23 protein-coding genes and 1 tRNA gene are annotated in these 23,769 nt (G+C 51.3%); 8 read left to right on the plus strand and 16 right to left on the minus strand.

The features are described 5' to 3' along the window. Positions 1-185: 185 nt before the first annotated feature. Complete coding sequence (locus AAC599_RS02030; protein WP_340148735.1) at positions 186-803, plus strand: hypothetical protein; 618 nt, start codon at positions 186-188, stop codon at positions 801-803. Further along, the gene (locus tag AAC599_RS02035) at positions 770-2,125 is read left to right on the plus strand and encodes a hypothetical protein (protein ID WP_340148736.1); all 1,356 of its coding nucleotides are present in this window, start codon (positions 770-772) and stop codon (positions 2,123-2,125) included. Before AAC599_RS02030 ends, AAC599_RS02035 begins: the two co-directional genes overlap by 34 nt. A gap of 254 nt (positions 2,126-2,379) precedes the next feature. Here AAC599_RS02035 and AAC599_RS02040 read toward each other — a convergent pair. The 4 genes from AAC599_RS02040 to AAC599_RS02055 all read right to left on the minus strand — a co-directional run bounded on the left by AAC599_RS02040 (position 2,380) and on the right by AAC599_RS02055 (position 5,108). After that, a tRNA-Arg gene (locus AAC599_RS02040) sits at positions 2,380-2,456 on the minus strand. An 83-nt stretch (positions 2,457-2,539) separates the two neighbouring features. Further along, positions 2,540-2,731: a hypothetical protein gene (locus AAC599_RS02045; RefSeq protein WP_340148737.1), complete on the minus strand. Its 192-nt coding sequence runs from the start codon at positions 2,729-2,731 to the stop codon at positions 2,540-2,542. 109 nt (positions 2,732-2,840) lie between these two features. After that, a complete protein-coding gene (locus AAC599_RS02050) occupies positions 2,841-4,031 on the minus strand; it encodes an amidohydrolase family protein (RefSeq protein ID WP_340148738.1) in 1,191 nt (396 codons plus the stop codon). Positions 4,032-4,160: 129 nt separating this feature from the next. Further along, positions 4,161-5,108, minus strand: coding sequence for an ABC transporter ATP-binding protein (locus AAC599_RS02055; protein ID WP_340148739.1), 948 nt, complete (start codon positions 5,106-5,108; stop codon positions 4,161-4,163). A 447-nt stretch (positions 5,109-5,555) separates the two neighbouring features. Here AAC599_RS02055 and AAC599_RS02060 point away from each other — a divergent pair, with 447 nt between their 5' ends. The 4 genes from AAC599_RS02060 (at position 5,556) to AAC599_RS02075 (ending at position 10,068) form a co-directional block, all read left to right on the plus strand. Further along, positions 5,556-5,735, plus strand: a complete 180-nt coding sequence (locus AAC599_RS02060; RefSeq protein WP_340148740.1) for a zinc-finger domain-containing protein — start codon at positions 5,556-5,558, stop codon at positions 5,733-5,735. Between the two features lie 47 nt (positions 5,736-5,782). Beyond that, positions 5,783-8,644, plus strand: coding sequence for a DNA polymerase I (polA, locus tag AAC599_RS02065; protein WP_340148741.1), 2,862 nt, complete (start codon positions 5,783-5,785; stop codon positions 8,642-8,644). Positions 8,645-8,725: 81 nt separating this feature from the next. Further along, a complete protein-coding gene (locus tag AAC599_RS02070; RefSeq protein WP_340148742.1) occupies positions 8,726-9,355 on the plus strand; it encodes a MarC family protein in 630 nt (209 codons plus the stop codon). A 95-nt stretch (positions 9,356-9,450) separates the two neighbouring features. Beyond that, positions 9,451-10,068 (plus strand): VPLPA-CTERM sorting domain-containing protein, encoded by a 618-nt coding sequence (locus AAC599_RS02075; protein ID WP_340148743.1) that lies wholly within the window; start codon positions 9,451-9,453, stop codon positions 10,066-10,068. A gap of 49 nt (positions 10,069-10,117) precedes the next feature. On the opposite strand, the gene AAC599_RS02080 is transcribed toward AAC599_RS02075, so the two are convergent. Both AAC599_RS02080 and AAC599_RS02085 read right to left on the minus strand, forming a co-directional pair. After that, on the minus strand, positions 10,118-10,750 hold the full coding sequence (locus AAC599_RS02080) for a trimeric intracellular cation channel family protein (protein WP_340148744.1): 633 nt from the start codon (positions 10,748-10,750) through the stop codon (positions 10,118-10,120). 72 nt (positions 10,751-10,822) lie between these two features. Further along, positions 10,823-11,809, minus strand: coding sequence for a D-glycerate dehydrogenase (locus AAC599_RS02085; protein WP_293962773.1), 987 nt, complete (start codon positions 11,807-11,809; stop codon positions 10,823-10,825). A 31-nt stretch (positions 11,810-11,840) separates the two neighbouring features. Here AAC599_RS02085 and AAC599_RS02090 point away from each other — a divergent pair, with 31 nt between their 5' ends. Both AAC599_RS02090 and AAC599_RS02095 read left to right on the plus strand, forming a co-directional pair. Next, positions 11,841-11,993 carry a hypothetical protein gene (locus AAC599_RS02090; RefSeq protein ID WP_340148745.1) on the plus strand — a complete coding sequence of 51 codons (153 nt, stop codon included), beginning with the start codon at positions 11,841-11,843 and terminating at the stop codon, positions 11,991-11,993. Next, positions 11,990-12,487: an SH3 domain-containing protein gene (locus AAC599_RS02095; RefSeq protein WP_340148746.1), complete on the plus strand. Its 498-nt coding sequence runs from the start codon at positions 11,990-11,992 to the stop codon at positions 12,485-12,487. The genes AAC599_RS02090 and AAC599_RS02095 overlap by 4 nt, the downstream gene beginning before the upstream one ends. A gap of 12 nt (positions 12,488-12,499) precedes the next feature. On the opposite strand, the gene AAC599_RS02100 is transcribed toward AAC599_RS02095, so the two are convergent. The 10 genes from AAC599_RS02100 to infB form a co-directional block, all read right to left on the minus strand. After that, the gene (locus tag AAC599_RS02100) at positions 12,500-13,099 is read right to left on the minus strand and encodes a DUF3501 family protein (RefSeq protein WP_340148747.1); all 600 of its coding nucleotides are present in this window, start codon (positions 13,097-13,099) and stop codon (positions 12,500-12,502) included. Between the two features lie 14 nt (positions 13,100-13,113). Continuing rightward, positions 13,114-14,451 (minus strand): heterodisulfide reductase-related iron-sulfur binding cluster, encoded by a 1,338-nt coding sequence (locus tag AAC599_RS02105; protein ID WP_340148748.1) that lies wholly within the window; start codon positions 14,449-14,451, stop codon positions 13,114-13,116. 84 nt (positions 14,452-14,535) lie between these two features. Continuing rightward, positions 14,536-14,955, minus strand: a complete 420-nt coding sequence (locus AAC599_RS02110) for a rubrerythrin family protein (RefSeq protein ID WP_340148749.1) — start codon at positions 14,953-14,955, stop codon at positions 14,536-14,538. A gap of 138 nt (positions 14,956-15,093) precedes the next feature. Next, complete coding sequence (irrA, locus tag AAC599_RS02115; RefSeq protein WP_340148750.1) at positions 15,094-15,513, minus strand: iron response transcriptional regulator IrrA; 420 nt, start codon at positions 15,511-15,513, stop codon at positions 15,094-15,096. A gap of 97 nt (positions 15,514-15,610) precedes the next feature. Next, positions 15,611-17,011, minus strand: a complete 1,401-nt coding sequence (locus tag AAC599_RS02120; RefSeq protein ID WP_340148751.1) for a nitronate monooxygenase — start codon at positions 17,009-17,011, stop codon at positions 15,611-15,613. A 146-nt stretch (positions 17,012-17,157) separates the two neighbouring features. Beyond that, complete coding sequence (pnp, locus tag AAC599_RS02125; protein ID WP_340148752.1) at positions 17,158-19,260, minus strand: polyribonucleotide nucleotidyltransferase; 2,103 nt, start codon at positions 19,258-19,260, stop codon at positions 17,158-17,160. Positions 19,261-19,469: 209 nt separating this feature from the next. After that, on the minus strand, positions 19,470-19,739 hold the full coding sequence (gene rpsO, locus AAC599_RS02130; protein WP_293962781.1) for a 30S ribosomal protein S15: 270 nt from the start codon (positions 19,737-19,739) through the stop codon (positions 19,470-19,472). A gap of 14 nt (positions 19,740-19,753) precedes the next feature. Beyond that, positions 19,754-20,650 carry a tRNA pseudouridine(55) synthase TruB gene (gene truB / locus AAC599_RS02135; RefSeq protein ID WP_340148753.1) on the minus strand — a complete coding sequence of 299 codons (897 nt, stop codon included), beginning with the start codon at positions 20,648-20,650 and terminating at the stop codon, positions 19,754-19,756. A 6-nt stretch (positions 20,651-20,656) separates the two neighbouring features. Further along, positions 20,657-21,046 (minus strand): 30S ribosome-binding factor RbfA, encoded by a 390-nt coding sequence (rbfA, locus tag AAC599_RS02140; protein WP_340148754.1) that lies wholly within the window; start codon positions 21,044-21,046, stop codon positions 20,657-20,659. A 46-nt stretch (positions 21,047-21,092) separates the two neighbouring features. Then, entirely contained in the window at positions 21,093-23,768 is a 2,676-nt protein-coding gene (gene infB, locus AAC599_RS02145) for a translation initiation factor IF-2 (protein WP_340148755.1), read from the minus strand. Position 23,769 lies beyond the last annotated feature (1 nt).

A 23,769-nucleotide genomic window follows, 5' to 3' on the forward strand; every position in this document is an offset into this window, starting at 1 on the left:
GACGGTGATCTGCAGGCATATTTTCCGGTTGTTAGCCGTCCGGCATATTGCGCGAACGGAAATAAAAAATTTTCCATATAAATTAAATATTTATTTTTAAATTTATATTGAAATATATTTAATTATTACTATTTATTTGTATTTTTTTATTAACTTATAAACAAATTTTTTTAGGAATTATTAAAATGTCTCAAAAATTTTTTCAAGGAACAGTAAAAAATATACCTCGAATATTGACCAGGAGTCTCAATAAGTCCTTCGGAAGTGGGCTTTCAGGCATACTGCCTTATATGAACTCTCAATCCTTGTGTTTTCCCAAGACCATTCTCCGCGGCTACCGAACGGCATATATCTATACTGATTCTGACAAGGGTAATAATGCCATCCGTTCTTATGAAAATCTTTCAGAAGAAGAGAAGGAGAGCCTGATCAATCTTATTAAAGAATCCACGGCGCTGGACAGCAATTTAGGTAATTTCGATGATTTCAAGGCCCCAATAGCGAAATCTGGTGAAGAGCTGGTGCCGCTTAGCTATGAAAACACAGAAGAAAACACGAAACAGTTTTGGGGGGAGCTTGCGGAACCCCAGAAGAAAAGACTGCAAAACGATATTCCGGAAGACGACTATGCTGCCCTTAAGCACCCTGATAAAGAGGAAGATCCTTTAAAACAAACTTTCGAAATTGGTAAGGTTAATACGCCACACGGGTTTGATTCGCCCCTGCAGATGATCCTTGATAACAATTCCGTAAACCGAATAAAAAAAATATGGAGTATGCGAAGTCTTTTAAGGAAGCCCTGAAAGGCAAGCCGGGCAAGGTGACCGTCCTTCATCAGCTATTCTATAATGTAATGGGTGTTATCACTCCAAGAATGGTTGCAATTAAGGATCCCGAATATAAGCAAGGGAAGGATGAGAAAGACGCCGATTACGAATTGCGCATCGAAAATTATTTGAAGGGTGTATTCGGACAAGGCCGCGTTTCAAAGAATAAAGGTGGAGAAGGCTTCGCAATAAAAGGATGCATCTCACAACATTCCTCAATCATTATCACCGTTAATATCGGAACAGAGAAGGATCCCAAATGGGTTCAGTACGGTTATGAAACCGGCACTCCACAGGATGGAATTGGGGAGGACGGAGTGGTTCGGACAATATTAAATCAACGTAAGGGTCCGCGCTCTTCGACAACGCGCATCATGTACAAAGATCAACCCAAAAAGCCTGAAGACCTGAAGGTTGTCGAAGATCCAAATGTTGCACAAATGCAAAACCTTTACTCAGAAAATGTTTTTAATAAAGATTTTAGGTCGAGGGGAACTCCAAGTGTAACATTTACCGTAGATGCGCCATATGCTGGCAATGCCTTGCTTAATATGCTGAGTTTGACGGGCGAAGAATTTAACCACATGCTGGCAACCACACGTTATGAAGCACATGGTGAATTTCCGGGTCAGCGTGCGTCGTGCACGCTACTCCTTCCTCAAGTTTTTAATGATGCTGGTGTCGACATACGCAAAATATTTGCCGGATATCAATTCCGCCCATGGGATGCGACTGACGACGCTCAATATGAACATTATGGAAACATATTTGACGGCTTGGTCGCGGCGCTTCAGGTGAAAGATGAAACCGGATCCGTCGAAAAATTCAATGAACTTACTCCAAGGGCGTGGAGTAAAGAAACAATGCAGGAGCTTTTCGGAAGTTTTACTGCCACTCATCTCTATCTTCGAATGATGGAGGAGATTGAAAGTGCAGCCTTGGCTTCGGACGAAACCGATGATCAGTTGCTGGAAGATGTGGAAAAAATGAAAGAAGATGTCTATATGACGCCGCACGCAATGGCTGAGTACGCGCCAATTACCTGTGCGCTATATAAACTTTTTCATGAGCATTCAGATTTTCCGGCATTGCAGGAGTTTGATCAGAAAAGTGTGACGAGTATGTTGCTCGCCGCACTCGAAAACACTCTGAAGCGGACAGAGCTATACGAAAAGCTTGCGAAGGAATCTGGTGCAGATCCGGCATTGCTAAAACATCTCAAGGGTCGGTATGATCTGATCGACGAGTTGCTTTCGAAATTGCCGCCTATTGAGGCGCCCTCCAAGCCGACAAAATAGCTTGAGGGAATATTCTGGAGGATAAATGTGTATTCGACACTCCAGATGTTCACTGAATTGACGCACGAGCGGCGATCATTGTCGCTCGTGCTCATATGGCATAAATCATTTCTTATATTTCGCGTTGAAGCGTAAAGATTATACTTCTGAGCGCAATTAGTCTCTGATTGCCTTTCGCATGGCAATCAAACTCAAACCCGGAAGGGTCTAAGTGAGCAAAAAATCGCCACACAATTGTTTTTAATTGAAAAAATTGGCGCACCCGACACGATTCGAACGTGTGACCTCTGCCTTCGGAGGGCAGCGCTCTATCCAGCTGAGCTACGGGTGCTGAGATGAGGTCTCTGCTATAGCCCAAGCCTGCCCATGTTGCAACGATTTTAGGTTGCTGCGGTTTTCAAATAGCGTTGACAGTCAGCGGTTGCGTTTCAACTGATCGATTGACGCTTTATGCGCGGCCTTTTCTCGGTTCGCAGTCACGGTTGTCGCGAGATCACTGCCATGTGGTTCGGAGGTCCCTCTCTTGAGGGCTTTTTCCCCCTCCACACGTTGATGTTGCCGCTTCTTGATATTCTTCAGGCGTTCAATATCCGATTGCATTGGCATGAAACTCTCCTTTCTGAACATTATGCTTCAGTAATACATAATGTAGTTCGGAGCCGATCACATGCCAACCCGGCGATCTTAAAAAATCTGTAAACACTGCTGGTTACCTTTACGGGAATTCTACTTTCCGGCCGTTCTTGACAACCATTCTGTGATTTTTCTTCGCTGCTGCCATCAGGATATCGTCGACCGGATTTCCGCTCACGATAAGCAAATCGGCTTTAAAGCCCGGCTTTACCTGACCGCGATCGTCAAGCTCCATAAGGCCGTGTGCGACAGATGTTGCGCTTTTGAGGGCGTCAATTGGCGTCATGCCACAGTCGACCATATAGGCCATCTCCATCGCATTCTCGCCATGGAGATTAAAGGGTGTACCGGCATCTGTACCCATGGCAATCTTGCCACCGGCTTTATAGAACATCTTGAAACTCTCTTTGTGCTTTTCAAAGACACGCCGAGATTTCTCAACAACATAATCGGCAATGCCATTGTCTGCATTGTTGAGAATGTTCTGTACCGCCGCGAGGGTTGGTACGAGATAGGTTCCGCGCTCCATCATCGCATCGAGGCATTCCTGATCCATAAAAATACCATGTTCAATCGAGGTAATGCCGGCTTTCACCGCGTTCATAATTCCCTCGGCTCCTTGTGCATGGCTCGCAGATGTTTTGTGAAAGCGCCTGGCCTCATTCACACCGGCATGCATTTCTTCGGCGGAATAATGCGCATCTTCCGGGTTGACGCGCGGCGTCATGACGCCACCAGTGGCCATGATTTTGATAAGATCGCTGCCGGCATGAATCTGTTCGCGCACGGCCTTGATGACCTCGTCGCATCCATCCGCAATGCGCCCGTTCCTGTTTCCGTGGCCGCCCGTCATGCAGATCATTTTCCCAGAGGCCATAATATTGGGGCCAAAAAACCTGCCGCTATTGCAGGCATCGCGGACGGGAAACTCCAGATACTCCCGGCCGCCGCAATCGCGGACCGCCGTAATGCCGGACTTGAGGGAGAGCTGGGCGTTTTCTAGTACGCGCAGAGTAATCTCACCAGGATTCACGCCTTCAATGCTGCTGCGTGGATCCGCTTCGCCTTTATAGACCAGATGGACATGACAATCCGCAATTCCGGGCATCAGAGTGCCGTCACTGGTATCGACCCGTTCGCCCTGATAATCGGAAAACTTTTCCGCGGGCGCGACGTTCGTGATCGTATCACCTTCTACCAGGACGGCGTGATCTTTCAGCAGGTCACCGGTACCATCGAAGACGTCGCCGCCGCTGTATAAAATGGCTGTCATATCAGTCAGTCCTTGTTATTGTTTGCTTTCAATCAATTATGCCATGAATAGAGCCTGAAATTCCAATAAAAAATCAGGTGTCTGGTCCATCTGGCAGTTTATGACGTGCAAACGAAATCCGCGAGGAAGCTACTTTCCTGATGTCATTTGCAGGAATGCGTCTTCCAGATCGGGCTCTTCTGTTGTCAGGTCGACCACGTCCAGCTGGTCGTCTGTCACGGCTTTCAGAATCTTGGCCATTTCCGTTTCGCTGGGGCGAAAGGAAATATTGATCTTCCGGCCGTGTGACAGGGTTGCATTGAATTTTTTGAGGTTGTCCGGGACTTCGGTGATTTCATGACCGAGAAGAAGGCAGACATTCTTCATATCGAGTTTTCCAAGAAGGCTGCCCGTCGGTTCACATGCAACGACTTCGCCATGGTTGATAATGGCGATGGTATCGCAAAGCTCCTCTGCCTCCTCAAGGTAGTGGGTGGTGAGGATAATTGTTGTACCGTCTTCGTTCAGCTTCCTGATATAGGTCCAGAGCTGCTGGCGTAGTTCAATATCAACACCTGCAGTGGGTTCATCAAGAATGAGGACATCCGGACTATGGACCATGGCTTTCGCAACGAGAAGCCTTCGCCGCATGCCACCGGACAGGGTCCGTGCGTAGACATCGGCTTTATCACCCAGGCTCATGGCCTCCAGGATTTCGTCGGTCCGTCTTTTTGATTTTGGAACACCATAAAGACCTGCCTGGAATTCCATCACTTCCCGGGGTGTAAAGAAGGCATCGAGATTGAGCTCTTGTGGCACGACACCGACAGCACTCCTCGCGGCGCGCATGTCTTTTTCCGTATCGTAACCGCAAATGCGCACCTCTCCGCTTGTCTTGTTTACAAGGCCCGCGATGATATTGATCAGGGTCGATTTTCCGGCGCCGTTCGGCCCAAGAAGACCGAAGAAAGATCCCCGTGCAACATCAAGATTGATGCCTTTCAGGGCGACCTTGTCCGGAGCGGATCCTTTTATTTTATATGTTTTTTTCAGATCCCGCACCTGCAAGGCCGGAATTGTCGATGGAGATTCAATCATTCTGTTATATTCTTCAGCATACATTTAGTTATCGGCGTTGTTTTATATCCAGAAATCAGCGCGACCTGCATGGTCACGGTTGTCAGCGGCGTGTTCGTTCTTATAGCGCTTGACCCAGAGACAGGTTACGACGGGCGCTGGCATAAGGTGTACTGAGGTAAAGCGCTGCGCGTTGTGCTTTCGAAACCAAAGAACTCCATAATCATATAGGCGACACCGGATGCCATGGCAATATGGAAGACAGCGAGAGAGCTGCCAATGATGTTTTAAGCAAAACAAACTAAAGGCGATGCATAACTGAAGCAAATCATTCGTTCGCGTTGAGCCATTTCTCGGTTGCGTCCTTTTTCGCAATCGATATCATCCATGCGTTTGAAGGTGGCAGGAAATGATTGCCGCTGGTAAAATCGGTAATCGGCGTAATCAGACGAAGAAGTGAGACGGCTTATGCAAGCTATTGAGACAATTGAAGTAGATAGCCCTAAAGTTGCCTGCGATGGCGGCAAAGGCCCCCTTGGCCATCCACGTGTATTTCTGAATATGGGGGATAAAGGGGCGGTTGAATGCCCCTATTGCAGCCGTAACTATGTTTTGAAGGCTGGCGCGAAAGTATCGGGCGGACATTGATCCTCATCAATTCCGGCGACAACTAAACAATAAAGCAGAGAAGCGGCATGACCGAACCTGACGTCACGGGCGATCCAAATCAGAAGCACAGGATATATCTGGTCGATGGATCGGGGTATATTTTCCGCGCTTACTTTGCGATGATTCGCGGACGTCAGCCGATGTCACGATCCGACGGTACTCCGACCGGGGCGGTTCTCGGATTTTCGAATATGCTGTTCAAGCTTATTCAGGATACGCAGGCGGATGGACGTGTCAGTCATCTTGCCGTGATTTTCGATACCAGCCGGAAGACATTCCGCTCCGATATTTTCTCAGATTATAAAGCCAATCGTGATGCGCCGCCCGAGGACCTGATCCCCCAGTTTCCATTGGTTAGGGACGCGACGCGTGCCTTTAATGTTCCGGCGATCGAGAAAGAGGGCTTCGAGGCAGATGATATCATCGCCACATATGCCGCGCAGGCCCGTGCCAAGGATATGGAATGTGTCATCGTTTCATCCGACAAGGATCTGATGCAACTTGTCGGGGGCGACGTCACCATGCTGGACCCGATGAAAAACAAGATGATTGGTCCGGATGAAGTGCTGGAGAAATTCGGTGTCGGGCCAGAGCGGGTGATAGACGTTCAATCCCTCGCCGGGGATAGCGTTGATAATGTTCCGGGCGTACCGGGTATTGGTATCAAGACTGCGGCTCTCCTGATCAATGAATTTGGGGACCTTGATACTCTGCTTGAAAGAGCCGGGGAAATTCCGCAAAAGGGTCGCCGCGAGAAACTGCTCGAAAATGCGGAAATGGCGCGGATCAGCCGTGATCTTGTAACGCTTAAAAATGACGTTGATCTTGATATCGATGTCATGGATTTGACCGTGCAGATGCCGAATGCCGCCGACCTGATCGCCTTCCTAAAGGAAAATGAATTCAAACAGCTTACCGGGCGGGCAATGGAGTTTTTCGGGGATTCGTTCAGGGAGGAAGCTGCCGCCCTTCCTGATGATGAACCGGAAGAAACCGGCGCTGGAGCGCCGAAGGTTGAGGATGTTAATTATACAACGATCCTCGATATGGAAACGCTCAATTTCTGGATGAAAGAGGCTGAGCGCGTCGGACAGGTAGCGGTGGATACGGAAACCACTTCGCTGAACGCCATGCAGGCATCGCTTGTCGGGATATCGCTCTGCATACATCCGGGGCGGGCCTGCTATATTCCTGTCGGCCATGTCGGGGCAAAAGAACAAACCGGCTTCGATTTTGATGGCGTCGCGGCGAAAGATAAGGGCGATATGCCACACCAACTCCCAAAAAAGGACGTGCTCGCGGCCTTGAAACCTCTTTTTGAAGATCCGGGCGTACTGAAAATCGGCCAGAATATCAAGTATGATATGGTTATCCTCTCCCAGGAGGGAATTAACGTCACCCCGATCGACGATACGATGCTGCTCTCCTATTGTCAGGAGGCGGGATTGCATGGCCATGGGATGGACGAGCTTTCGGAGTTGCACTTCAACATCAAGCCGATACCGTTCAAGGAAGTGGCGGGAAGCGGCAAATCGCAGATTACATTTGCTGAAGTGCCTATCGACAAGGCAACGGACTATGCCGCGGAAGATGCGGATATTACCCTGCGCCTACATCAGGTTCTGAAACGGAAACTTGTGCAGTCAAAATCCGTTGACTTGTATGAAACGATAGAGCGGCCGCTTGTTCCGGTCATTGCGAGAATGGAGCAGGAGGGTATCAAAGTAGACGCCAAGCTGCTCAGTACCCTCTCAACCGATTTTGGTGATCGCATGGAGGGGCTGGTAAAAGAGATTCATGATCTCGCAGGCGAGGAGTTTAACGTCGGTTCTCCAAAGCAGCTTGGTGAGATTCTGTTTGACAAGATGGGACTTTCCGGCGGCAAGAAAGGTAAAACCGGCGCCTATACGACGGATGTCAATGTCCTGGAAGGGCTTGCGGCAGAAGGGGTCGAACTGGCGCAGAAAGTGCTCGACTGGCGGCAGCTTTCAAAACTGAAAAGCACTTATACGGATGCCCTGCAAGGTCAGATAAACAGTAAAACCGGTCGTATCCACACATCTTTCTCGCTGGCGGCCGCTTCCACCGGGCGTCTGGCTTCAAGTGAGCCAAATGTGCAGAATATCCCGGTGCGAACGGAAGAGGGGCGTAAATTGCGTCAGGCCTTTATCGCGGAGTCCGGCAACAAGCTGTTAAGTGCCGACTATTCCCAGATTGAGCTTCGTTTGCTGGCCCATATTGCGGACATCAATTCGCTTAAAGAGGCCTTTGCCGAAGGGCTTGATATTCACGCCAAAACGGCATCGCAGGTATTTGGCGTGAAGATGGAAGGCATGGATCCGATGATGCGTAGATCCGCCAAAGCCATTAACTTCGGTATAATCTACGGAATCAGCGCTTTTGGTCTCGCCCGGCAACTCGGGGTGTCCCGCACGGAAGCGCAAGGCTATATCGACCAGTATTTTGTCCAGTATCCAGGTATCAAGGATTATATGGAAAGCACTAAGAGCTACTGCCGGGAGCATGGTTTTGTGCAAACCATTTTTGGCCGGAAAGTACATTTGCCGGGGATCAACGACAAGAATGGTGCCCGCCGCAGTTTTTCAGAGCGCGCGGCCATTAACGCACCCATTCAGGGGTCAGCCGCGGATATTATCAAGCGCGCCATGATCCATGTGCCCCATGCTCTGGATGAAGCAAAGCTCTCGGCCCGAATGCTCTTGCAGGTACATGACGAGCTTATTTTTGAAGTTGCGGAGGATCAGGTCGACGATACGATACCCTTGATTAAATCCGTGATGGAAAAGGCATCGCTTCCCACGATTGAGCTGTCCGTCCCGCTGATAGCCGACGCCGGTGTGGGCGATAACTGGGGCGAAGCGCATTAAGTCCCGATGAAGCAACGGCTTGCTCCGTCGTTCGTTGGCGGGTAGGGTGACGAAAGGTTATTCTCGTGGAAGTAAGCGCGTATGCTTGAAACGGCCCTCATTGCCTTTACAACCTTTTTTGCGACCATCGGGCCGCTGGATGTCGCGGCGTTGTTTGCAGCCCTGACAGCCAACGCGGCACCGCGCGAAAGACGCCAGATGGCCGTCAAGGGCACCTTGATTGGTGGTGGAATCCTTCTGTTTTTTGCGTTGTTCGGCAAGGCGGTTCTGACGAGCTTTGGCATAACCCTGCCGGCGCTGCAGGCCTCTGGCGGAATATTATTGTTGTTGATCGCCATTGATATGGTCTTCGCCCGAACGTCCGGCAGTACGACAACGACAGATGAGGAAAATGTCGAGGCTCAGGGGAAAACGGATGTGTCGGTGTTCCCGCTGGCAACGCCTTTGATCGCGGGTCCTGGTGCCATTGGTGCGGCCATCCTTCTGGTCGCCGAGGCAAAGGGAGATACGATTGAAACGTCGATTGTGATCGGTGTCCTGCTGGGCATGGTCTTGCTGACCCTGATATTAATGCTGCTTGCCTCGCAGGTTCAAAAGCTGCTGGGTGTGACAGGTCTCCATGTGATCTCCCGGGTTGTCGGGGTCTTACTTGCGGCGTTGGCCGTCCAGTTCATCTTCAACGGTATCCGAGATAGCGGACTTCTGGGTTGAGTAAACCATTCTGACTTTTTCTTTTATACCTATTAGTAATCATTTGCTTCTACAATCCGGCATATAATTGAAGATGCAACGTCAGTAGAGGTAAGATGATCATGCTCAAACTCGCCAAGGCATTTGCGACCGGAGTAGTCCTTGCATTTGTTTTTAATGCGCCGGCGCAATCTGCGTTCATGACCTGGACGACGGAATTACCAACGGTTGATAGCGGAGTTCTGTCACCGACAACTATCTTCGGCACCGTTTATGAAAATCTGACCAACTCTGTTGAAAATGAATATCGCTCTCCCTGGCAAGGAACTTTACTTGACGGGGCTGGTTCCTACACATCGGTTCAGAACGCTTCATACGCGACTTACAGATTTGATAAAGGCCATTCATCGATTGAGTTCATGTGGGGCTCGGTCGATGATTACAACGGACTTGAATTTTACTATCAGGGCAACTGGGTGGATGCGCTTTATGGGGACGATGCCGCACTCGATGTCGTCAACAAAGGCCTCGGTTTTATTGTCGCATCCGTTATCACCAACGGGGTCTTTGACGAGCTCCGTTTCACGTCGGGAAGCAATGCCTTTGAATACGCAAACCTGACAGTTTCGGCAGTCCCGCTTCCGGCGGCATTTCCGCTTTATGGCGCGGGACTTGCCCTGCTTGGTTATATCGGGTGGCGTAAACGCCGTAAGGCGACTGACACCGCTACTTGATCAAAGGAAAACGGGGTTGTTGAGACCGCTTTTCTGACTTTATCCAAATTTACTTATATATCCGACCGGCTCTTTGGTTGTATCGGGGTAGGGACCAGGCGAAAAGGATCGCGCCTGCACGCAGACCAAATCCAATGACAATACCTATAGAGGCTGCTATGAGCGGAGAAACGCCGAACGCGGTGATGGCAATAATATAGACCGAAGCACTCGCAAGGGCGGCGGTTGCATATATTTCCTGCTTTAGCAGCAACGGCGCCTCATCGGCGACCAAATCCCGGATCAGCCCTCCGAATGTTGCTGTCATCATGCCAAGGACAACGGCAACCAATGGGCTGGTTCCGCTGCTTCGTGCGATTTCGGCTCCCAATACGGCAAAGGCCACTAATCCGGCGGCGTCCGCCCAAATCAGAAGCACATATCGCCTTTGCACGCGCGAAGCGAAGAAATAAAGGGCAAGGGCGACCACCAGGCAGACGAGCAGGTATCTTTGGTCGGTAATCCAGAACACCGGGCGGTCCAGGATCAGGTCACGCAGGGTTCCGCCGCCGATGCCGGTAAAGGTCGCCATCATGCCAAACCCGATCAGGTCCATCTCCTTGCGGCTGGCCACCAGACCCCCGGTTGCCGCAAATACGGCAACACCGATCAAATCCAGAATGATAATAAAGTCAGCAAACATAGCGCCCCCCGATCAGAAAGGCGCATAGTCTGTCAGAACAGAAAAAAGCGCAAGTACGCGGGTTTGGAAAGCTTATAGCATTGCCTGCAGAACCCGGTCTGGCGGCGTGTGGCCGTCAATAAAGGTCTTGATATTGATCAGTACCTTTTCACCCATATCGATACGCCCTTCAACGGTCGCTGATCCCATATGCGGCAGCAGGATGACATTGTCGAGTTCCAGCAGGCGTGGATTGACGGCGGGCTCGTGCTCGAACACATCAAGTCCGGCCCCGGCAATCTTCCCATTGCGCAGCAAGCGGGTTAAGGCGTTTTCGTCGACGACTTCGCCGCGTGAGGTGTTAACCACATAGCAGCTTGGCTGTAACAGGGCCAGACGGCGGGCGTTCAGTAGATGAAATGTTGCCGGGGTATGCGGACAGTTGACTGAGACAATGTCCATCCGGGCGAGCATCTGATCGAGGCTCTCCCAATAAGTCGCTTCCAGTTCGTTCTCCACATAGTCAGGCAAACGGTTGCGATTATGATAGTGAATGGAAAGTCCGAAGGCGCGCGCGCGCCGGGCGACTGCCTGTCCGATCCGGCCCATGCCGATAATGCCAAGCCTTTTTCCCCAGATCCGGTGGCCGAGCATACCCGTGGGGGACCAGCCTTTCCAGCTGCCGGAGCGCATCAGCCGTTCTCCCTCCGTCAGGCGGCGCGGGACGGCCATAATCAGGGCCATGGTCATGTCGGCTGTATCCTCGGTCAGCACACCTGGTGTATTGGTGACAGTAATATTGCGCTGGCGGGCGGTCGCCAGATCAATGTGGTCGACGCCGGTGCCGAAACTTGCAATCAGTTTCAGGTTCGGGTTGGTCTGACTGAGGACGCCAAGGTCAATTTTATCGGTCACTGTTGGCACCAGAACATCCGCCGTCTTAACCGCTTCTATCAACTGACTTTGGGTCATCGGCGTATCGTCATGGTTCAGCCTGGTATCGAAAAGCTCCATCATGCGGGTTTCGATGACATCCGGAAGTCTTCTGGTAACGACGACGACTGGTTTCTTCTGCGGCATTGGGCGACTCACTTGTTTCTGGATTTTGGGTATGACCAACAGACTTTATCTAGCAGATAGCGGTGGCGGATACAATTGCGACCTTGGCGAAAAGGACATGGATTTTGCAGACTTGACCATCTACCCCCTTGCACGGCATAAGTTGGACGGCTTCCTGTTAATTCTGAGAGTAGTACCGTCGTGAAACGCAGCATTGTATTATTTGGGGTTATTATTTCCTTTTTTATCGCAGCCTCCGCCAGCGCAGGACCGACGGGTGCCGAGACAGGATTGCCCTTGCCCCGGTTTGTCTCTTTGTCTTCTGACAAGGTGAATGTTCGCGCCGGGCCCGGAACGCGGTATCCGATCAAGTGGGTTTTTGTTCGTCAGGGCTGGCCTGTAGAAGTTATCGAGGAATATGAGCTATGGCGCCAGATTCGCGATATCGAAGGGGCGATTGGTTGGGTTCATCGTAATCTCGTCAGTAACCGGCGAACGCTCATTATTACGGAAGATGTCCGCGCGGTTTATGAAGAGCCGGATGAAGGCAGCCCGGTCGTCCTGCTCGCTGAGCCCGGCGTTGTTGGCAAGCTGGATGAATGCGATGGCCGCTGGTGCGAAATAGAGATTGCCGGACTCACCGGCTGGCTTCTGGCCTCACATTTCTATGGCGTCTATGCCAATGAGAAAATCCGCTAGAATGTAGCTTGGTCAGTCGTCCAGATCCTCGGCGAGGGCTTCTCTGGTCGCTCCCTTAATCACTGCGATATGTCCGTAATTGTCGTGGGTCACGCCAATCTGGACGTCGAGTTCCGGGTTCTTGAATGCTTTTTTCTGAGCGTCCGTCATTGGAAAGTGAAGGAAATGTATGGATGACGCTTTGCCGTCGTCCGTCGTCCGTTCTACGTCATCTTCTGGGACTGCGGCGATTTTCTCTTCACCGATTGCAAGGTAAATCGTCTTTTCGATATGTCCGAGCTTGCGCAGCATGAAATCCCGGCGCACCGGATCGTCAATTTCAATCATGAAGGTGGCAACCAGCTCCGATCCGTTCGGGATCAGCGGGTTATAGGCGGACAGTTCGTCCTGAAGCTGTTCGTCGCCGCCCTGCTCGATATAGAGCATTTCCTGGATTTGCGACCACATCGTGTCGTAGTTTTCAAAGTACATCGTCGCAAAGGGACCGATTTCCAAGCGGCGGTTTTTCTTTATCGGGATAAGTTTCTGCTTATGTTCTTTCCGAATCTTCTTGTACTCCGCGACAGGCAGAATATCTTCCGGTGCGATCTCGCGCTTTTTCAAGGCAGTCATGATCCTTACTCCTCTCAGAGGCTGTAGGCTTTGGCCAGCAATTCAATAGGATGCAAAGCAGTTCTCGAATTCACTGCATCAGAATCGAGCTTTTCAATTCCCTGCATCAAATGTTCTGCCGCTAACGGGCATTCGGACGCGATATATTTTGCATTTGTTGTCATGGCCGTTCTTGCGGCGGGCTTTCCGACTTTCAGGGCAGTTTCGTAATTCCCTTTCATTATTCCCCAGGATCCCCCGTGTCCGGAACAGCGCTCGACGATCTTGACGTCGGCCTCAGGGATAAGGCGGAGAACTTCGGCGCCCTTTGCGCCCATGTTCTGCGCGCGGGCGTGACAGGCGAGATGGACCGCCATGCTGTCTCCGATAGGGGACATCCCTGGCGCAATGCCGTCCTTCTTGGCAAATTCCACCACATATTCGGATACGTCGAATGTGGCTTTTGACAGTCTCTCCACAGCGGGATTTCCAGGGGTGAGCAGGGGCCATTCAAATTTCAGCATCAGGGCGCAGGAAGAAACGAGGGCGATAACGTCGTATCCCTGATCAATCCAGCTTCCAAGCTCGGTCGACACTTTCTCCGCATTGGCAACCACGCCCGCCAGATCACCCTGTTCCATCAGGGGCATTCCGCAGCAGCCGGGATATACGACCTCCGTTTCAACGCCATTTTTGGCAAGAACTTTGCGCGTGGCCTCCCCGATATCCGGATTGTTATAGTTGCCAAAGCAGGTAGCGTAGATCACCGCCTTGCGACCGAATGCGGGTGCATCCTTGTTAATCTCCAGGGGGTTTTCCCGGGCATATTTTTCAAAAGATTTGGACTGGTACTTCGGTAAGGCCGCATGTTTATCGATACCGAGGGTTGCTTCCATGATACCGCGGGTCACGCCATTTGACGTTTTGGTCGCCCAGTTAGCAATCGGTGCGACGGGCGCTGCCAACTTTCCATTACGATCGGTTTTTGACAGTTCCCGGCTGATGAATTTGTCCTGACCCTTTTTCTTTTCCACCGCCCGGTATCGCAGCATTAGATGCGGGAAATCAAGGTTGAATTCATGAGGGGGCACGTAGGGGCATTTTGTCATGAAGCACATATCACAGAGCGTGCAGGCATCCACGACAGGCTTGAAATCCTCTGACGCGACAGAGTCCAACTCCTCGGTCTCGGAGGCGTCGATCAGGTCAAACAGTCTGGGGAAAGAATCGCAAAGGTTGAAGCAGCGGCGGCATCCATGGCAAATATCGAAGACGCGGCGCAGCTCTTCGTCCAGCTTCTGCTCGTCATAAAAGTCAGGATTATTCCAGTCGATAATGTGCCGTGTCGGCGCGTCCAAGCTTCCTTCGCGCATAATATTCCCCTGAATATAGCTGAGTGACGAAGGGGTAGCGAATATTTTAATCCGCTACCCCGGAATATGAATCCGAAAGCCGGATTAGTCGTCTAGATTATCGAGTGCTTTCTGGAAGCGGCCCGCATGGCTTTTTTCAGCCTTTGCAAGGGTTTCGAACCAATCCGCAATCTCGTCATGGCCTTCATCGCGGGCAGTCTTGGCCATGCCCGGGTACATATCGGTATATTCGTGGGTCTCTCCTGCAACAGCAGCCTTAAGGTTGTCAGCAGTGCCACCAATCGGCAGGCCGGTCGCCGGGTCGCCGACGGCTTCGAGATATTCCAGATGGCCATGCGCATGGCCAGTTTCACCTTCCGCAGTAGAGCGAAAAACCGTCGCTACATCATTATACCCTTCGACATCGGCTTTCTGCGCGAAATAGAGATAACGGCGATTGGCCTGGGATTCACCTGCAAAGGCATCTTTCAGATTTTGTTCAGTTTTGCTTCCCGCTAGAGACATGAAGTCCTCCTGGAATGAAATTTTGGAATGAATCTGTTCAAGCCGAACAGAATTACTCCAATAATATAGGTCCGGGAAAATAGGCTGTCAATAGATTAGAATTCTTCTAAAAAAGAAAATGAAGCAGGTTGCAGATTATCAATTACGCACCGAGTTCACTCGGACAATGACGTCCACGCTGCTAATCTCTGTTCCCTGGGGAAGGGCCGGGATATTATCGACTTTTAGATCGCTCTTTGCAATATCTTCCAGCGTCCCGCTTTCTTCATGGAAGAAATGGTGATGAGGTGCGATATTCGTGTCAAAATAAGAACGGCTTGAATCAACGACGACTTCCCGCAGCAGCCCGGCAGTCGTAAACTGATGCAGGTTGTTGTAGATCGTTGCAAGGGAAATAGAGACGCCAGCATCCATCGCTTCGCTATGCAAACGTTCAGCTGTTATATGCCGATTTCCTTGCGAATAAAGCAGCCGGGCAAGCGCCAGACGCTGCTTCGTCGGGCGCAACTGAGCGTCTCTTAACTTTTTCTCTAAAATGACCAGTTCCGATTGCGACATAATACAATACTCTATATTTGGCCTTCCCAGTGAAGGGCATCAAAAGGAATATATAGTACTTATTTTAATAATTCAAATCTGCAATAGTGGTTTTTGGCTATTTTCCGGTCATTATGCGGTCAATAAGCTGCTTTACAGTCGGAATGAAGCCATTTGCATAGAAAGGATCATTGGCAAACCGGTAGGCGCCATGTCCGGCGAACATCAGGTTATTTTCGATATTTGCTTCCGAATGGATAACATCCTGAAGGGTTTTCTGAATGCAGAAGCTTCTCGGGTCGGCTTTGCGTCCCGTGTTACCCTTTTCGCCCTCTGCCCAGTTCGAAAACTTGCAATGCGAAAGACAGCCCATGCAGTCAATCTGGTCTTTTCGAATTTCCGCCATTTTCTCTGGCGTTACGAAAACGAGGGTCGAATCCGGCGTTTTCAGCGCTTCTGTATAGCCTTCCGCAACCCAGCCTTCCGCCCGGCTTTTGTCTTCTGGCGTCAGATACACTTCGCGCTTGCGGGCGCCAATACCGAATGACGTATCATGCGCACCAATCGCTTCATTTGAAAAAGCAACCTGGCGCTCTGAACGGGCTTTAAGATCATCCAGGAAATCATTACGCACCGCGGAGGACCAGAAGCCTGTCGGGCTGAATTTATTCAGGAAAACATCGCCCTTTTTCAGGGTTCCCAGTTTTTTCTTCCAGGCGTCCGAAATGGGACTTTCCTTGGTAAGAAGTGGCCGTGTTCCGAATTGAAAGGCGATTGGCCCGATATCAGGGTTATCAAGCCAGTCTTCCCATTCTTCCACATGCCAGACACCGCCCGCCATGATGATCGGTACATTGTTAAGACCGATTTCATTCATCAGTTTGCGGAGTTCCACAACGCGGGGATATGGGTCCTCCGGTTTGAGCGGATCCTCAACATTGCTCAGGCCATTATGACCGCCAGCAAGCCATGGATCTTCATACACGACACCACCAAGCCAGCCAGAGAATTTGTGATAGGCCCGTTTCCACAACGCGCGAAACGCGCGTGCCGAGGAGATGATCGGATAATAATGGACTTTATAGTCTGCCGCGATCTGCGCAATCCGGTAAGGCATACCGGCACCGCAGGTTATTCCATGAATAAGGCCTTTCGTGCCTTCCAGTACGCCATGAAGAATACGCTCAGCACCGCCCATTTCCCAGAGGACATTCATATGGATGCGTCCGTTACCACCAGAAAGTTCATGCGCGATTTTGGCCTGGGTAATTCCGCCCTGGATACCATAGGCGACCAGCTCGTCATGCCGATCCCGTCGTGTTCGCCCGTGGTAGATTTGCGGGATAATATTTCCGTCTTCGTCAAAACTGTCAGCATTAACGCCGGAAAAAGTAGCGACCCCGCCCGCAGCGGCCCATGCGCCGGAGCTTTGTCCTGAAGACACAGCAATTCCTTTACCCCCTTCAATCAGGGGCAGGACTTCCTTGCCTGACAGCATTATCGGATTCAACGGCTTCAAAAGATTATTCCCACGTCTGCATACGAAAGCATTAACCTAACACTTAAGGCATGGAGGCCCAAGCATCAAGAGGCAACTAATATTGAGGGCGGTTGCGATATATTCGCAACCGCCCTCAAAATCTGGTTTTGCGGGAGGCAGCAAGCCTATTCTTTTGCGGCAGCTTTTCCCTCATCTGCGAGAACGGCCTTCATTGACAGTCTCACTTTGCCGCGACCATCAATTTCCAGCACTTTCACGCGGACTTCGTCCCCTTCATTGACAACGTCGGTTACCTTGCCGACGCGCTGTGGCGCGAGTTCAGAAATATGAACAAGGCCGTCACGGTTGCCAAAGAAGTTTACGAAAGCACCGAAATCGACGACTTTCACGACCTTACCTGTATAGGTAACGCCAACTTCGGGATCATCAACAATAGATTTGATCCAGTTGATGGCCGCATCGGCACTTTCGGTCGTGGTTGCAGCAACTTTGACGGTTCCATCATCTTCGATATCGATTTTGGCACCTGTCACTTCACATATTTCGCGAATGACTTTACCGCCCGTTCCGATGATATCACGGATTTTGTCCTTATGGACCTGCAGCTGCGTAATTCTCGGTGCACCATCACGAACGCCGTCACGGGCACTGTCAATCGCCTTACCCATTTCCTTCAGGATATGCAGACGTCCCTCAGTTGCCTGAGCAAGTGCGATCCGCATGATTTCCTCGGTAATTCCGGAAATCTTGATATCCATTTGCAGCGAGGTAATTCCCTTGTCGGTACCGGCAACCTTGAAGTCCATATCGCCCAAGTGATCTTCATCGCCCAGAATATCTGAAAGGACAGCAAACTGGCCGTCTTCTTCCATGATCAGCCCCATGGCAATGCCCGCGACCGGGCGATCAAGCGGGACGCCCGCATCCATCAGAGCAAGCGATGTACCACATACAGTTGCCATAGATGAGGAACCGTTCGATTCCGTTACTTCCGAAACAATGCGCAGTGTATAGGGAAATTTATCCTTTGCGGGCAACAGCGGATGGATAGCCCGCCATGCGAGTTTGCCGTGGCCGACTTCCCGACGACCGGTAAAGCCGATACGACCAACCTCACCGACAGAATAGGGCGGGAAGTTATAATGCAGCATGAAATTCTCGCGATATTCGCCCTCCAGCGCATCGACGATCTGTTCATCCTGTCCGGTGCCAAGCGTGGCGACGACCAATGCCTGCGTTTCACCGCGGGTGAAAAGGGCAGAACCATGGCTGCGGGGCAGGGTGCCGATTTCCGCAATGATCGGCCGGACCGTTTTTGTATCGCGGCCATCAATACGGCTTCCTGTTGCAATGATATTGCCGCGAACGATCTTTTTCTCGATCTTTTTAAGGAGTCCGGCTGCTTCTTCGCGTTCATCTTCTTCAAGATCCGCAATTGCGGCATCCTTCACCGCGGCTACTTTTTCCGTACGGGTTTGTTTTACTTGTTCCTTGTAAGCATCAGCAAGAGCGGTTTCAGCTGCGGCCTTCACCTTCGCTTCCAGATCCTTGTCTGTCTCTTCCGGCGCGAAATCCCATGGCTCCTTAGCACAGGCTTCTGCAAGCTCAATGATTGCGTCAAGGACGGTCTTCATTTCACGATGGCCGTACATAACTGCGCCCAGCATTTCTTCTTCGCTGAGTTCATGCGCTTCCGATTCGATCATCAGAACTGCTTCTTCCGTGCCTGCGATTACTAGATCAAGCTTGGTGTCGGTCATCTGCGCGGCAACTGGGTTGAGGACATATTCCCCATTGACGAAGCCAACACGTGCGGCACCCACTGGACCCAGGAACGGGATGCCGGAGATTGTCAGCGCGGCGGAGGCGCCAACAAGCGCAACGACATCTGGGTCGTTTTCCATGTCGTGAGCCAGCACGGTGCAGATAACCTGTGTTTCATTCTTGAACCCGTTTACAAAAGACGGGCGCAGTGGCCGGTCGATCAGGCGGGACGTCAGTGTTTCCTTTTCACTCGGACGGCCTTCGCGTTTAAAAAAACCGCCTGGAATCTTGCCAGCGGCAAATGCTTTTTCCTGATAGTTGACGGTAAGCGGGAAAAAATCCAGCCCCGGCTTTTTGGTTTTCTGGGCAACTGCCGTACAAAGAACCTGTGTTCCGCCATAGGTAATCATAACTGCGCCGTCAGCCTGACGTGCGACTTTTCCGGTTTCCAATACGAGCGGACGTCCGCCCCACATCACTTCCTTGCGATGTACTTCAAACATTTTTTTTCCTTCCAATGCAGGAACGACCCTATGCCGTCCTGCCAAATCTGAGACCCTATGCCTCAGCCATTTTCATATATTCACGTTACGTGCGTTTTGGTAAGCCGGGCTTCCAAAATGCGGCAAACGCCGATGTGCGATGGGACGAGCCCAGAGCAAGCACCGGCGTTTGTTGGGAATGCGGCTCGATTTTCGAGCCAATGCATTTTTTACTTACGAATACCAAGAGCCTTGATCGTTTTCTGGTAACGTGTTTCTTCAACTTTCCGAAGGTAATCGAGCAAACGGCGGCGACGGCTGACCATTTTCAGCAAACCGCGACGCGAATGCACATCGCCTTTATGTTCCTTGAAATGCTCTGTGAGATTGCCGATCCGTTCGGTAAGAATGGCAATCTGCACTTCCGGGGAGCCAGTGTCCCCTTCGTTTGTGGCATATTCCTTGATCAGTTCTGCTTTTCTTTCTGCAGTGATCGACATCGGGTTCTCCTAAGTTACAAATTAAAAATACGGACTGGATACAATCGCTCGGCGTCAATTTTTGCGATACCGATTGGAATGGATCCCTCCATGGCGCAGACAATTCCGTCTGCTTCATTCGGGACCGCCACGTCATTGCCGTGCCGCAAACGAAAAGCTTGCGGTTCCGTTACGGCCAGTGCCGGGATGTCGTCCAGCGCGGTCGTAAGGGGGTGCAAGTCCTCAAATTTGGCGGGACACTGCCACAGCTTTGTCAACTTATCCAGCGAAATCGCACCTGCCTCTGAAAAAGGACCGACACGAATACGGCGAAGGGCTGACAAATGTGCCACAGTTCCAAGCTTAAGGGCTATATCGCGCGCCAGAGCGCGAATATAGGTACCCTTGCCACACGAGACTTCGAAGACGGCATAGTCTTCATCAAGGATCTCGATCAGGATCAGACTTTCTATATGAACATCCCGTTCAGGCATATCAAGTTCGGTACCGGCGCGGGCCAGCTTATAGGCCCGTTCGCCGCTGATTTTTATGGCGGAAAAGGCGGGAGGTTGCTGCCGGACAGTTCCAATAAAGTCAGGCAGAAGCTTTTTTATCTCATCTTCTGTCGGCCGGACGTTAGACATTTCGATAACTTTGCCTTCGATGTCATCCGTATTGCGTGCTTCTCCCCAGCGGACTGTAAAGCGATATTCCTTTGTTTCATCGACGATATATCCGACGGTCTTGGTTGCTTCACCGAGAGCGATCGGCAGAATTCCGGTTGCAAAGGGATCCAGGGTCCCGGCATGGCCGACCTTTTGGGCATTGGTGATACGTTTAACCCGCCCGACAACCTGCGCAGAACTAAGTCGCGCATCCTTATCAATGTTCAACCATCCGTGTATGGGAGTGCCGCGCCGCTTCCTCGCCATCCGCGATTACTGCGACTCTTCTGGCGTTTTATTCTTGCGGATCAGCGCATCTATATGACTGCCGTAATCGAAGGAGTCATCCTTTTTGAAGGAAAGACGAGGGGTGAACTTCATCGTCAGCTGGCGCCCCATTTCTGCCTGGATAACGGCGCTGGTACGATTAAGTCCGGCGATGACCACATTCTCATTCACGCCACCGAGAGTCGTGACGTAAACCGTGGCATTCCGCATATCCGGACTTGGTTTGACTTCCGTAATGGTGACGGACGCGCCCGCAACATCCGGATCATGGATTAGGTCACGCGCCAGCACACCGGCGATAATATGGCGGAGCTCCTCCCCTACACGCAATTGCCTCTTGCTTGAGGGACGAGGCCCTCGTTTTGAATGTGCCATAGGAAGTTTCTCCCGCGGTTAAATGCGATGCCTATGGTTGATGGCTTTAAAGCTGACGGGCGACTTCTTCAACTTCGAAGCATTCAATGAAGTCGCCAACCTTCAGATCGTGATAATTTTCGAAAGCCATACCGCACTCCATTCCGGATTTGACCTCTTTAACCTCATCTTTGAAGCGTTTGAGGGTTGAAAGAGTTCCTTCATGGATGACGACATCATCGCGGAGCAGACGTACTTTTGCTCCTCGCTTGACGTTGCCTTCGGTCACCATACAGCCGCCGATTTTACCGACCTTCGAAATATTGAAAACTTCGCGGATTTCCGCATATCCGAGGAAGTTTTCGCGCAACGTCGGCGCCAGCATGCCGGAAAGCATCGCTTTCATATCGTCAATGACATTGTAGATCACGGAATAATATTGAATATCGATGCCTTGCTGTGCGGCTTCATCACGCGCCTGTTTATTGGCACGGGTGTTAAAGGCAATGATGATCGCCCGTGATGCCGCTGCAAGGGCAACATCTGATTCCGTAATACCACCAACGCCTGAGAAAAGTATCTTGACCGCAACTTCATCGGTCCCAAGACCCTCCAGGGCGCTTGTAATTGCCTCAGCAGAGCCCTGTACATCGGCTTTGATGACGACAGGAAGTTCGTCGGCTGTTCCTTCCTTGATTGCGGTGAACATCTGTTCGATTGTGCCGCGAGCCGTGGCAGTTACTTTCTTGTCTTTATCAAGCCGTTGACGATAGGTTGCAATTTCCTTGGCCTGACCTTCCGTCTCGGTGACGACAAAATCGTCGCCCGCTGCCGGGGTGCCTTGAATGCCCAACACTTCAACAGGGACGGAGGGGCCGGCTTCTTCAACGTTCTGTCCGCGGTAGTCGAGCAAGGCACGTACCTTACCCATCGCGGGACCCATTACGAAGTAGTCACCAACATGTAGCGTTCCACGATTGACAAGAACGGTACCAACCATGCCTCTGCCGGTTTCCAGTTTTGCTTCAACGACCGTTCCATGGGCGGAACGGTTGGGGTTAGCATTCAGTTCCAGCAGTTCCGCCTGTAGCAAGATCGCTTCCTGGAGTTTATCGAGGCCGTCACCGGTTTTTGCGGATACTTCCACATCAAGAACATCACCGCCCATATCTTCGACAAAAATTTCGTGCTGAAGCAATTCCTGGCGAACCTTGTTCGGATCAGCAGCAGGTTTGTCGCATTTGTTGATGGCGACGATAATCGGTACTTCTGCGGCCTTTGCGTGCTTAATTGCTTCAATCGTTTGCGGCATCACGCTGTCATCGGCGGCGACCACCAGAATAACAATATCGGTTACTTGCGCACCGCGCATCCGCATGGCCGTAAAGGCTTCATGACCTGGCGTGTCAAGGAAGGTAATGACCTCACCCGAGGCGAGTGTTACCTGATAAGCTCCGATATGCTGCGTAATGCCACCAGCTTCACCCGATACAACATCGGATTTTCTGAGCGCATCGAGCAGTGACGTCTTACCATGATCAACATGGCCCATGACTGCGACAACCGGTGCACGGGGCTTCAGATCTTCTGGTGCATCCTCGACTTCACCGCCAAGGCCAATTTCCACATCGGATGCAGCGATTCTGCGCGCTTTGTGACCGAGTTCTTCCACTACCAACTCTGCCGTATCCGCATCGATGGTCTGATTGGCTGTTGCCATGATGCCAAGTTTCATCAACGCCTTGATGACATCCACTGAGCGTTCCGTCATGCGGTTGGCAAGCTCTTGCACAGAGATGACTTCCGGAATAGTTACTTCGCGGAAAATTTTCTGCGGCGGTTCTGCGGTTTGCTGCTGCTTCTTGCGAGCACGACGTATAGAGGCAAGAGACCGTTGTTTCGGACCCCTGTCATCGAGCGCTTCTCCGATGGTCAAGCGGCCTGAGCGGCGCCTCTGCTCATCGGGCTTGCGAACGGGAGCTGATCTTTCATCACCACCACGCCCATGCCGGATTGTCTTCTTTCGGCCACCGGCTTGATCGTCGCCAGGCCGGTCATCGTCGTCGAGGGGCCGGAGATTTCTTGGAACCGGCGCACTTGCTTCGCGGCGAATTTCCTCATCGCGTGTGGATGATTTAACTTTCTCGCGATGAACAGCGACTTGGGCATTCTTGGTTGCGTCAGCCTCTTCCATCAGGCGGCGGGCTTCTTCTTCTTCCGCTTTCCGCCGTTCTTCAGGAGACCGGCGCTTGGCCGCCTTTGCAGGTTCTGCGGATGGAGGCGTTTCCTCTTTGGGCTCTTCCTTGGCTTTTTGCATCTCTGCTTTGGCTTTTGCCTCTTCCTGGGCCTTGCGCTCTTCCGCCTCGCGAATAGATTGCTCACGTGCACCTGCAAGTGCGGCGGCACGTGCAGCCTTTTCATCGTTCGTCAGGACAATCTTCGACTCTTTCTTGTCGTCGGCCTTCGGGGCTTTGGAAGCCGTGTCCTTACTACCTGTCGCAGGTTTTGCCACATGCAGGGTTTTCTTCGGCCCTGATGCTGGTGGAGGGGGGGCGGTAGAAGGTTTCTGTCCGCCCAGACCTAATGTGCTGCGCTTTTTGCGCACTTCAACCTGCACGGTCTTGGAGCGACCATGGGTAAAATTCTGACGGACCTGACTATTGCCGCCAGCAGACTTCTTCGCTTCCAACGGTTTATTCAGGCTAAGCGATTTACGCCCATCCTTGTCATTTGTCTCAGTCATT

It is taken from the genome of uncultured Sneathiella sp. (genome assembly GCF_963976355.1).
GTDB lineage: Bacteria > Pseudomonadota > Alphaproteobacteria > Sneathiellales > Sneathiellaceae > Sneathiella.